Origin of the sequence: Halobacterium sp. NMX12-1 (assembly GCF_040435975.1) — an archaeon.
GTDB lineage: Archaea > Halobacteriota > Halobacteria > Halobacteriales > Halobacteriaceae > Halobacterium > Halobacterium hubeiense.
The window spans coordinates 47806-60235 of the sequence record NZ_CP159206.1 but is presented as its reverse complement, the minus strand read 5'-3'; the positions used below and the strand labels follow the sequence as shown (position 1 = coordinate 60235).

Genomic DNA, 12430 nt, shown 5'->3' with positions numbered 1-12430 from the left:
TACAGATGCCTCAGCACGCCCCACGTGTCACACAGGAGCTCCTCGATGAACCCCACATCGAGGGTCGCCGAATCTCGGTGCTCCAGCTGCACGACCGCGTCAAGGAGCTCGGGGCGGACCCGGAGGACGTCGCCGACGAATACGCTCTGGACGTTGCTGACGTCTACCGGGCGTTAGCGTACTACTACGAGAACCCGGAAGAGATGCAGGCTGCCCGAGCACGTCGTGAAAGCGACCTGCGGGACCTGCGCGATAATATCGCCTCGAACCGCCCAGACGGCATCAATCCGCCGTCCTGATATGGGCGCCTCGCAGTGGAGCTTTCTCCTGGACGAGAACGTTAGCCGCGACGTCGCACGCGAGTTAGACAGTCGCGGCTATCTCGTGGAGCTCGTCGTTGACGTCCTAAATCCAGGGGTCGATGACCTCCCGGATGTCCTCCCCTACGCGCACGAGCGTGGTCACGTAATCGTCACGAAGGACTACTCTGACTTCTCGGCCATCGATGCAGACGACCACCGCGGAATTGTGCTCATCGCTGACCACGCCCACCCACCGCACGCTGTCGCCGAAGCAATAGAGAATATCGTCGAAGCGTATCCGTCACGAGAAGCGTTCCAATCTCGGACGGAATACTTAGACGACTGGATTACGGAGTAACGCGGCTACTCGTTCAGTCGATCCTCGATGGCTTCCCGCGCGTCCCCTTGGAACTCAACTGTGACCTCACGACCACCGTCGGTGACGAACGACAGTTCGAGTTCGCCGTTGGCGGCCTTGATCTCCACCGCGCCATCGCTGACAACGTAAAAACAGGAGTTACGGCGTATCCTCAGGACGATCTACGAGGTACCTCGTTCACACGAAACTCGTGGTTTCGTGTGTACATACCAGAAATCGCTGGCAACGACGCGCAAACCCGTGGGTCAGAGGGGTAAGATGTTCAAAGCGTGTTTACTTGGATTAACTTGCCTAATACCCCTGTTTTCGCATTCTCTCGGTCACCGCTCGGTCGCTAATCTCAGAGCCTTCTGTGTCCCAAGCACCGACCGGGCGGGCGGGGATCGCCGAGCAGTCTTTGCCATCAGAGAGATGACCAACTTGCCGAAGGAATTGCTCGCCTCGGTCGCTCACTTCAATCGCATAGTACCGACTCTCCGAGATAAATTCTTCAAACCACGTTGTGAGGAGTGCTTTTCCATATCCCTCCCCACGATGGTCCGGGCGGATGTATAGTTGCTGAAGGCAGGGATGATCTACTTCCCTGGGACGGTTCCACAGTAGATACCCAACAACGCGCTCAATTTCCTGGTCTCCAATTAGCAGGCCAGAACTTCCCTCGCCGGGGTAAAATCCAAAGTTCGGGAACTCGGCATGAGATTCACGAGATAGTCCGTGTAAGGTGGCATCAGCACCTACCGTTTCAGACCCAGGCGAAGTTTCGTAGAATCGTAGATTTTCGTCCGCATACGGTGTGGTTCCGGGCGCGAACGGCCCGTCTAACCACTCGAAGTCCAGTGAAGATTCATACGTTGACGCACTTCCCTGAGGTAATTGGAGGCGGTACGCCCGCTGGCAGTTTGAGCAAACCCCGACAGTCAGTCCTAACTGGTCAATTTGCTTCTCTGTCGTCGGTTGCTGGTGGCAGTCACACTCTGGAAGCGTTTCCTTCTCCTCCCCCCATGAGGCATTCTCAACAATGTCTGGAATCCGTGACTCAGGAACTTTTTCGTCAAGAGTGAACTGTCGAGCGTACAGATTACTGGTCTTTTTCGCCTTGTCTGCTTCAACTCGGTCTTCCCACTGGAATACTGCGTAAGCGTCCCAGACTTCACCGGAGAGGTCAACATCGCTCTGGAGGGGGAATGAATAAACCTTCTCAAATCCGGGACTCGCGTCCTCTTCTGTAAGAGAGAACACATTCACGCTATTTTCGAGCACAACAAAGAATGAGATGCAGAATCGCCCTTTCTCGTCACCGCCCATGTGTTGCGGGATGACTTTTTGGACATTAGATCTTGAAGCGATCTGTTCAACCTGCTCCGTATGATCGGGTAGTTTCTCTAAATTATCTCTAGTGATCATGTGTCGCTACCCCAGATACACGAGAAACCCGCTAATATTTGTCGGGGCTTTACTACAATTGGATTTCAGTAAATCTCGCTCGGCCTGTCCCTGATTTCGTTAAGATGGTTGAAAGGTGGTACGGGGTGTTTTGGACCGGTAACCTTAGCCACACGCTCCGGTTCTATTCCGGTGCCTTAGCTAACCAACAACTGGGATTTCTACCCATGAGTGTTGGTTAAGGTAATGGTGGCTGAACTACTCGCAGTCTTCCCTGTCATGTGAACAAGTCCTGTTCGCAACACAGTATCATCGCAAAACAGCGTCTGAATGAGTGAAGCCGCCAATCTACCCAACGCCTTGTTCACACAGGATTCCCCGATCCCGTGTGCACATCTCGAAAACCAGTTCTCTCGATGCGAAACCCCGTGGAGTGGCATGCGAATGTTGGGATGCTACGCCGAGAAAGCCACTTCTAAGATTCAATTTCGGAGTCTTCAGCAGGTACTACAGATGCTGAGATGTTTTCTTTGAGTGCAGGCCCGATATGTAGCTTCCCCTCATCTTGTTTCTGATCAAGGGGGTTATTTTGACGTATCTTTTCTCGCTGCCGGTCCCAAGCTCTGAGAAGACGCTGTTTTAGAGGGATGTGGGCGGGACCAAAGAGTGTGATTTTCTGAGGGCCAGTAGCCCATCTCCCCGGCAGGCTCTTCGAAGTAGAAATCGAACTCATCGATGGTTCAGAGAGATTCTTTAGTTGCAGAGATTCTAGTTGGTGAGTATACTCTTCTTGGCCAATTAAGTCGGTATATCGAATATTCACTTCGAAATAACCATCTGGATGAGCTTCGAACAATTCAGAAAGCCTCACGTGCTTTGCAAATAGGTCTCCTTGCTCGGTAATCTGATAGACTACGGGTGTCAGAATAACCGTCCCAGACTGGCTGTCGTATTCCAAAGCCTGTCCGGGGCCAAGTGTTGTGTCAAAATCAACAAAGTAACCTACAGTTTCACCAAAAGCAGTAAAATCAAATGCCATCATAATCCCTTTCGCTCCACCATTCCCACGGTTCACAATTTTCACTTCTACCTCGTCTTCTCGGAAGTCAACGGTCGTGTCCAAGCTTGGCGCATAAGACGCTTTACTGGCTAATGTTTGCTCTCGCGTCTCCGTTATCAGGCGAGAATAATAGATTACTAAAATCAGGCTCGCTACACCACCGAGTCCAGGAAAAGCCTGAGTAATCCACCACTCCCACGAATACCCCATAAACATGGTATAGAACAAGATACTTCCAGATTGATAAAAATCTGCCTCACAGCCGGATTTCAATAAACAATCCTCGTTAGCGGGGCACCTGCGGATGGAAGCTGATCTGGGCGTGGGGAGTATTTTGGATTGGTGGCCTTAGCCACACTATGGGCTGAACTGCGCGTCCGTGTCTGGAGCCTGCTAGTTGCAGGACCCATAGCCACGGGTAACAGAAACCACTCTCACCTCACTCTTCATCCTTAACTAAACATGGCCGGTAGATAAGGGGAGTTAAATATCTGTCCAGCAAGAAAAATATTATTGGCGTTTTTTGAACTTCTAAAAGAGACATACTAGAGGATACCCGGAGGAGAGTGACTACACTTTACGAACCCAGACCTCGATGCAGCTATCGAAGAGGGATGGCTTCGGGTAGCCACACCGCTTCCAGGTGGTCGAACAAAAGGGTTTGATAGTAGTGCTGGACCGGTTGAGAAAGCTCGGTTCGTTGCAGATAGGATTCTCAACCAGCAAAGCAAGTATCCAGAGACGAACAACTGGCGGGATGCATCGTTGGTCGCGTTGGCAGTTCGATTGTTCGACGCAAATGCCCGAATTCGTGTGATTACCCACACTGCGGACAAAAGTCTGGCAACGGCGTGTGCGCGTCTCCCTCCCGAATTCGGGTACTACGATATCAAATCCCGATACTACAACCCGCCTCAGACAGCAAAATCTGAATTTCCAACCGTTGACCAGCTTACGTGGAATGAGTAGAGAGTCACACCGGTTGGAGGAATGGAGCTAGAGTACCCTCGTCTGGCGAGGACTTCTATTCTAATCGAAGAATCAATTTTCAGGAAGCAACTCAGCCATAGAACGAAGGGCAGATTCGATCACAGAGCACTCACTCGGGTCCCATTCAAACCGTTCTTCGACGCCGGCATCGGTAAATCGGAGTGAAGCACGAATACTGCGATCGGGACTATGCTGTAGGAGAGCCAACGCGTACACGAGCATCTGCGGTCGATAATGTTCTGCGAGCTCATCCGTCGTCGTAGCTGAGAGGTCGTTGGTCTTGTAGTCGATAATGTGGAAGGCGTCTGGAGTAACGAGCAGCCGGTCGATATCACCAACAATTCGCGACTCACCTATGCGAGCGACAACAGAATACTCGTCGTAGACCGCTTGAAGCTGGGAATTAGCCTCAACCTGGTCCACAAATTCAACCGCATCAGCAGCGTGATCGACAGCATCACGGAGATCTGATTCTGTCGGCTCCTCACCGGCCATCCGACTCAAACGGCGGACCAGGGTAGGCCACTCGTCTCTCGGAGGCCGGAGTTCGTTGATCCGGTGGACAACCGTCCCAAACGTCGTTGGACTCAGGCCCGGCGACTCCTCACGTTGAGAGTAACTGTGGCCGTCTGTAGACGCATCCGCCACCGCATTCACGAGCGTCGTGGCCGCGATCCGTTTCGCCGGCGCGAGCGACGGCGGTGAAGGAATCGAGATCTCCGGCGCTGAATCAACAGCGTCGTCATCGGTGTGCCAGTCTACTGGGCGCGGCGGCCTGCGAACGGTATAGCTGGCTCCATCTATCTCACCACGGGCCTGTCCGTCACGAACCGCCTCGGCGACGAGAGCTCCGTCAAGGAGGGCTGGCTGTAACCAGTCGCGCCACCGGTCTGCGTCGTCGAAGGCTGCAGGCTCGCCGAGTTCGATGGCGCCAGACTCGTCGACGTCGATGTCGTGCGTGCCACAGAGAAGGAGGTGATCCCGCGTTCGTGTACACGCTACGTAGAGGAGGCGTTTCGACTCCGCCCGCTCCTGTGGACGCGACCGTCGGTCGGCGTACTCGTGGACGGCCGTCTTCTCGATGGAGAACGCATCGCCCGGATTCGGCCCACCGACCGCCGGCACCGGCGGCGCGTCATCAGTTCCATCCACGAGTCGAACGTACCCATAGTCGTCCACAGAGCGACCCAAGTTGAGGTCACTCCCGAGATCGGGGACAGTGACTATCGGGAACTCGAGGCCCTTCGCTGAATGGATCGTCATAATCCGGACACCCTCGGCGTCACCCGGAATATCTGCCTCACCCTCACGAGGGTCGATCTCGGCTTGGCGGTCGATCCGGTGGAGCAACCCGGCAGCGGTGTGAACACCGTTCTCGCTCCAAGTACGGACCTGATCGCGGAACTTCTCGACGTTCGCGACGGCCTGTCGACCGCGTTCATCTGCACTCACACTTGCCAGATACCCGGTGTCGTCGATCACCCGGGACAGCAGGCGGTTCCACGGGAGGACGCCATCTTCGGACGGCGTCGCACAGCCGCTGAGGGTCCGCCACGTCGTAAGAAGATCGAACGCGTCCGACAGCTGCGGGTCGTCCGTCTCGGCGAGCGCGTCCCACACTGAATCAGCCACTGCGACAGCCGGTGCGAGGCGATCATCGGTGAATCCGAACAGCGGCGACCGAAGCACCCCGTAGAGGGAGACATCGTCCTGTGGATCACCGAGTACTCGAAGCAGGTTCGTGAGCGCCTGGACCTCAGGCGTATCGTAGAACCCGACGCCACCGACGACAGTGTAGGGAATATTGTACTCCTCAAGGGCGCGCTGATACCGATCCAGATGGGTTCGCCGGCGAAGGAGGATTGCTGTGTCGTCCGGCGTAGCGTCGCGATGAGCACCCGTGTCGGGGTCTTGGACTTGTGGCGGATCGTCGAACAGGTGGGTCAGTCGAGCAGCGAGCGCTTGCGCTTCGGCCTCGATGGTGTGGTCGAGCGCGCCTTCGGCGACCGGATGGTCGTCGCCGAAGAGCTCTGCCGCCGTGTCAGCGTCGTCAGGGACAGCGAGATACTCGACACTCCCGGTCAGTCCCTCGATGTCCTCGACACGGTCGCGTTGCGTGGTCAACTCCTGCGGTGGCGCTTCGTAGGGTTCGTGGCGGTCACCCTCCGGCTGGAACAGATACTCGAAGAGCTCGTTCAGGAACGACAGCGGCTCGTCCAGCGTCCGGAAGTTCCCGGAGAGTTCGAGCGCGGTCGGACTCTCGGCCTCGCTATCGGGGACGTCGTCAACCCCACGAGCCTCGTTGACGGTCTGGAGCTCTCTGCGCGCATCCCCGAACGTCGTCACGTCGGCCCCACGGAATCCGTAGATGCTCTGTTTCTCGTCGCCGACCAGGAAGACGTTCGACGCCGCCTGCTCGTCAACGCCCGTGAGGAGCTTGATCAACTCCCACTGTCGCGGGTCCGTGTCCTGGAACTCGTCGACCATCACGGCCGCAAACTGCTCTCGAAGCCGCTCCGTGACGGCATCGTTCGTTCGCAAGAACTCAAGGGTGGTCTCGATCACGTCGGGGAAGTCGAGCGTATCGCGACGCTCTTTCTCGTCGGCGTAGGCGGCGAGGACGTCGTCGAAGACCCGCATCAGAGCCAGCGCGTAATGGGCGCTGTTTGCTTCGAGCTCACCGGGTGTCGTCTCGACCGCATCCGCGTGCGGTTCGACGGCCGCGATGACCGCGTCGATAGCGTCCTTCAGGTCGTCGTAGACGTCACCATACTCATTCCACTCGTCCCGGTCACCGACGACGTACCCCGAACTGCTGTACAGGCCGCCGTTCTTCTTCTCACAGGCCTCGTAGAGGTCGAGGATTGCCCGCTGACAGTCGCGGGAATCGCTTTCCCCCGGGTCGTCTGGGAGTGTCGTCGCGACCTCGGTGAAGGTCCGGTAGGCCCGAAGGCCGTCCTCGTCGGCGATATCGGCCTCGCGGTCGACGCGGTTCGCGACCGTGCGTAGCTGCTCAAGGAGTCCGTTCGCATACAGCGTCTGTCGGGCGTCGGCGACGTCGAGATCACAAACGACCTCCCAGCAGATATCGACGTAGTCGTCGACCTCCGCATCACGCCACTCCTCGAGGACCGCCTCGCTCTGTGGGCGCTCATCGAGTAATCCAGCGAGTACATCGACCAGCTGGTCACGACCCCAAAGCTGAGCGAGGAGCGCGACGTCATCATCGTCCTGGTTGCGTTCGAGGAACTCCGTCACGACTTCGCGTTGGAGTGTCGCAGCGCCGTCTTCATCGAGTACGTCGAAGCCGAGCGGGACCGGAGCCTCGACGGCCCGTTCTCGCAGGAGCCGGGTACAGAACGCGTGAATGGTGTGGACATAGCCGTCCTCCAGATCGTCGAGGACGTTTCGCCAGCGGTGGTAGGCCTCTGGTGAGTCGACAGCTTCGAGCCGGTCGTACACCTCCTCTCGAACGCGCTCGGTCAGTTCGGCAGCAGCCTTTCGCGTGAAGGTGATCGTGACGATGTTCTCCGGTGTGAGTGACGGGTTCTCGGCCAGTATCGTCACGTACCGCTCGGTGAGCGTTGTCGTCTTCCCCGTCCCGGCGCCGGCAGTGATCGCGACGTTCCGGCCCTGGACGAGCGCGTCCTCCTGTTCCTCTGTGAGCTGAATCTCCTCGGAGGCATCAGTCATAGATGGAGAAGGTGTAAGACAGCGGGTTACCAGTCATATTGCTCTACCATTTTCTTGCTGGACCGTATTTCTTATTCATCATAGAGACGCAATTGGTAGTATGGAGGTCCGCCGGACCGTCCAGGTCAAACTTGATGTGACCGACGAGCAGGCCGGCCTCCTTCACGAGACGATTGACGAGTTCCTGTGGGCAGCGAACTACGTCGTGGACGCAGCATGGGATGGGGAGTGGGCCGAGACTCGCTCATCGATCCTGCACGAGCAAACGTACGACGACGTACGTGAAAAGACCCGGCTTCACAGCAACCACGTCCAATCAGCCCGTGACTGTGCTATCGACGCGATTCAAAGTGTGGTTGGCAAGTGGTCCAAAGGTGAGTACGCCTCGTTGCCGACATTCACCTCACGATTTTGTGATTACAATCAGCGCAACGCCACGTTCCACAACGACCACGCTTCGTTGTCCACCGTCGACGGGCGCATCACGGCCAACTATGTCCTCCCTGACGAGGACCGAGACACTCCTCACACAGAGTACTTACAAGACGACGAGTGGGAACAGACCGGTGCAACACTCCACTACCGGCGGGGTGACTTCTACCTCCACATCCGAACAAAGGCGGACGTGGAAACACCTGAACCCGACGAGAACGGAACGGTTCTCGGCGTGGACCTCGGGGTCGAGAATATCGCCGTCACCTCGACGGGCGTCTTCTGGTCTGCTGACGAGTTGAACCATTGGCGACGGGAGTACGTTGAGCGTCAGAAATCTCTACAGGAGTGTGGAACGAGGTGGGCCCACGAAAACGTTCAAGCGGTCGGCCGAAAGAAGACAGGTCGGTTCGAGCAATCACTTCATCGCGTAGCAAACGAGCTGCTCGAAGAAGCGATCTCGAACGGATGTACGGTAATTGCGTTTGAGAATCTGACCGACATACGAAATCGTATTCCAAAGGCTCGACGGTTCCACGAATGGGCATTCCGTCAGTTGTTCAACTACGTTTCATACAAGGCCGAGGAACGAGGAGTTCAGGTTGAGCAGGTAAACCCGAAGAACACGTCTCGACGGTGTTCATCGTGCGGCTTCACAGACGAGTCAAACCGCCAATCGCAGGACACCTTTCGCTGTCAGTCCTGTGGATACGAGAACCATGCAGACTACAACGCGGCGAAGAACATCGGCTATCGACTCCTTCGCAACCAGACTGGGGGCGAAGGAGGCGCACCCGTAGGTGTGCGCTTGAACAGCGGGATGTTGAACGCGAACGGCTTACAGTCCGTACCAGATTCGGTTAGAGCGGGAGTCCACGCTGAAAGCCATCCAAGCTAATCGTTGGCTGACCTACCGCTCATCACCGTCTCGATGTCCTCGTCGTCGCGAACACGGAGCGGAACATACGCTGCGTCGTCCTTGTGAACCTCGTCGACGAACTCCTGCTTGCGGTGATGGCGGACATCGCACGCCCGACGGTAGTCACAGTATCGGCAGTTCGCTCCGCGGGCGGACAGAAGCGTCGTGTGGAACCGTCCGTTGCCGATCGCCTCGTCGATCTGGCCCAACCACTCTGGAACGACATCGTTCAGGAACCGGCGGAGTTCGACCTCTGAATCGAACTTCGATTCGACGCCGCGTGGAACCTTGAGGTCGTTTGGCGGTCGCACCTGATAGTATGTCGCCGAGAGCGAGCGCTCCGTGAACAGATCACCGTCGACGACCTCGGCGGCAGCAAGCAGATAGATGGGGAGCTGGAACTTCGTGCCGCCGGTCGTCTTCGTCATATACGGTGCCCGTCCAGTCTTGTAGTCGTAGAGCGTGAGCGTCGGTTGTTCGCCGTCCCGGCTCACGTCGACGCGGTCGATGTATCCACGAATCGAGACGGTCGAACCATCCGGTCGCTCAACTGTGAACGGCCCAGCATCCGAGTCGGGAAGTCCCTCGCCGAACGGGGCCTCGAACAAGTGTGGTCGGTCAGCGCCGTCCCGCGAGAGTTCGTTGTCAAGGAAGGTAGCGAACAACCCCTGTTCCGGTGCGTCGTGGGGTTTGGCCCCGGCATCGTACGGAGCGCTCCCATCGTCACCGAGGCCCGCGAACAGCTCCGCTTTCCACCGCTCGTAGAACAGGCCGTGGTACTCGAAGTCAGCATCCCGGAGTTCCTCAACAGCGATCTCGCGAAGATGCGTCGCCAGTTCGTCCCGGTCGAAGTCCGTGAGATCGACACCATCCTCGGTCTCGTCCTGCAGATCCGCAAAAAACCGTTCGAGGACGTCGTGGACGTACGACCCGGTTTCGAGCGGTGTGGGGACCACCTCGACATCGTCGGGGTCCTCGATTCCGAGAACTTCGTCGGCGTAGAACTTGAACCCACATTCGACGTATCGCTCGATTCGGCTCGCGCTGTAGGGTTCCCGCTCCGACGGAGGGTATACCTCATCGACTGTCTCGGGATCTAACACGCCATCGTGTTCAGAGAGGCCAGCCGTTCCCCTGTTGTCCGCACAGTGGAGTCCTCGATCCGTGCGCTTGGTCTGCTCGGGGGAGAGGTCACCCCGGTCGCCGGCGCGGCTGACTGCCGCACGCCGGTCGTCTGTTGCAGCGACGTGTCGCTGCAGATCTTCGCGGGATCCCACGCGGTCGTCGACGCCGCCTTCGGGTTCGATGCCGGTCACGCGCTGGAGTTCGTCGAGGACCGGGGACCGGACGACGGCGGATTCGTCGTCGCCCGTCTCTGGTGTGGTGATCGTGAGTTCGTCGACGTTCGCGAGGAGCGTCGCGAAGAGATAGCGCCCCCGGAGGCGCTCGTCGCCGGTGTCGAACCGCGGATGTGCGTCGGTCATCTCCTCGAAGAAGGCCGGGCGTTCCGGCGTCACTGGGAAGTGCTCGCTCGTCAGTCCCACGAGAACCACCTTCTCGAAGGATCGCATCCGCGCGTCGAGCAACCCCATCACTTCGACGTGGCCGCCAGCAGCGCTCTGCGGGACTCGAATCGGTACACCATCGAAAGCACGGGTGAACAGCGCCAGCGGAGAGAGGTCGCTATCGACCCCCTCCAGCGACTCGAACGAGGAGAGGACCTCGTCCACGAGATCGTAGGCCCGCTGTTCGACAGCTTGCTCGGCGCCGCTGGCGTAGTCCTCTGTTGCTGCCTCTACGTCAAACTGACCGTCCAGCAGCCGGCGGAGCGTCTCGGTCGCATCTTCGACGTTCCCCGTTCGGACCGTTTCCAATGTGGACAGTAGATCCTCGATCAGTGCCTCCGCGTCGTCGTCGACGTCATCGAGCAGGGGTGATACAGAAACGGTGTCACGCCGGCGAGCAGATGCCGTGACGGCGTTGGCTTGGTCGGTATCGACGACGTCGACCAGTGGATTCGCCAGCAAGGACGTGAGATCCTCGGCACGCGGGTCGGGTTCGGCGAGGTTCAAGAGATCGTGTACGATGCTCCCGGTGAACGTCTGGTTCAGCTGTGAAGCGGCAGTCGTGACGTGCGGGATGTCGAACGTATCGAACGTGTCCTCGACGTACCCCGAATAGGCCTCCGTCCCCGGGACGACGACAGCCAGGTCGTCGGGGTCGCGACCATTGGCCAACTCAGTCCGGAGCTCGCGAGCGACGAAGCGAATCTCGCGCTCGGGCGTCGGGAGTTCACGCCACCGGAGCGCGTCTGGAGCAGGGACGGTGTCGGGATCCGGGCGGTAGAGCGACTCGGTGATCGTACCGAAGGCCCGCCCTGACTCGTCGACAGGCTCGAGTTCTACTGTTTCAAAGTCAAGTGCTTCGTAGACCTCCAAGGCGTCCTCCGCAACGGCGTCGACTCCGCTCCGACCATCTTGGTGAAGTGGCAGCAGTGCGATCGTTGGAAGTTCGTCGACGAGGCGTTCGATGAGGCGGCGTTCGACAGGACGGAACTCGTGATACCCCGAAAGGATGACGACATCCAGTTCCGGGGAGAACGCCGATAGTGACTGCTCCGCCGTCGCCACGGCGTCGAACATTTCTCCCCGGGTACAGACCCACTCGTCGACATAGTCGCCGTGGAGATCCCAGTAGTGTCGGTACGCGTCGACAGTGGCTTTCGCGATACGGTCATCGAGAGCAGAGCCCTCAAACTCAGCTGCCAATGCGTCGGGGGCCCCGACGCCGGCGTCGTCGAAGAGTGAGAAGCGGCTACTGAACGAATCAGCGAGGGCGGCAGAGGCCGGTTCGCCAGCAAGAGCGCCATCTGTCTCGGCTGTTGTTCGGTCAAGCGCGTACTCCGCGAGCCGACGGTTCAGCTGCCCGGAGAGCGGTTGGACCGGACCGTGGAGATGCTCGTACCACTCCCGAACGACTGCGTCGAGCGTCTCGGCACGAAGACTGAGAGAGTCGTGCGTCGTAGCCCAATTGTCCTCAACTTCACTTCGACGAGCGTCGTTCCGGGTGATGTAGAGAACACTCCCTAGTGAATTCTCAGCAATCTCCGCAGCCCGTTCAAAAGCCGCCTCCTCTAAATGTGCATGCTGAGAACCAGTTAGGAGCGTAGAGGTCATCGAATACAGTCCTCAAGATATCGCTCTCACTTCATTTTTATTGGTTCCTCTATGCGTATTCTGACTAACGCGGAGTGAATATCCAACAATGACAAA

Annotated in this window: 8 protein-coding genes; 3 read left to right on the top strand and 5 right to left on the bottom strand. The window is 58.0% G+C overall.

Going from position 1 to position 12430, the window contains the following annotated elements:
- Positions 1-5: 5 nt before the first annotated feature.
- Together ABSL23_RS17005 and ABSL23_RS17000 are read left to right on the top strand one after the other, a co-directional pair.
- Positions 6-299, top strand: coding sequence for a DUF433 domain-containing protein (locus tag ABSL23_RS17005; protein ID WP_353635557.1), 294 nt, complete (start codon positions 6-8; stop codon positions 297-299).
- Position 300: 1 nt separating this feature from the next.
- On the top strand, positions 301-660 hold the full coding sequence (locus tag ABSL23_RS17000) for a DUF5615 family PIN-like protein (protein ID WP_353635639.1): 360 nt from the start codon (positions 301-303) through the stop codon (positions 658-660).
- Between the two features lie 5 nt (positions 661-665).
- Here the strand turns inward: ABSL23_RS17000 and ABSL23_RS16995 are convergent, their stop codons facing one another.
- The 4 genes from ABSL23_RS16995 to ABSL23_RS16980 form a co-directional block, all read right to left on the bottom strand.
- Complete coding sequence (locus ABSL23_RS16995) at positions 666-788, bottom strand: hypothetical protein (RefSeq protein ID WP_285255079.1); 123 nt, start codon at positions 786-788, stop codon at positions 666-668.
- 184 nt (positions 789-972) lie between these two features.
- The gene (locus tag ABSL23_RS16990) at positions 973-1986 is read right to left on the bottom strand and encodes a GNAT family N-acetyltransferase (RefSeq protein WP_353635638.1); all 1014 of its coding nucleotides are present in this window, start codon (positions 1984-1986) and stop codon (positions 973-975) included.
- Between the two features lie 553 nt (positions 1987-2539).
- Entirely contained in the window at positions 2540-3340 is an 801-nt protein-coding gene (locus ABSL23_RS16985) for a hypothetical protein (RefSeq protein WP_353635637.1), read from the bottom strand.
- Positions 3341-4165: 825 nt separating this feature from the next.
- A complete protein-coding gene (locus ABSL23_RS16980; protein ID WP_353635636.1) occupies positions 4166-7807 on the bottom strand; it encodes a UvrD-helicase domain-containing protein in 3642 nt (1213 codons plus the stop codon).
- A gap of 100 nt (positions 7808-7907) precedes the next feature.
- Here ABSL23_RS16980 and ABSL23_RS16975 point away from each other — a divergent pair, with 100 nt between their 5' ends.
- Complete coding sequence (locus ABSL23_RS16975) at positions 7908-9137, top strand: RNA-guided endonuclease TnpB family protein (protein ID WP_211087670.1); 1230 nt, start codon at positions 7908-7910, stop codon at positions 9135-9137.
- On the opposite strand, the gene ABSL23_RS16970 is transcribed toward ABSL23_RS16975, so the two are convergent.
- On the bottom strand, positions 9134-12334 hold the full coding sequence (locus tag ABSL23_RS16970) for a PD-(D/E)XK nuclease family protein (protein WP_353635635.1): 3201 nt from the start codon (positions 12332-12334) through the stop codon (positions 9134-9136). The two genes, ABSL23_RS16975 and ABSL23_RS16970, sit on opposite strands and share 4 nt — an antisense overlap.
- Positions 12335-12430 lie beyond the last annotated feature (96 nt).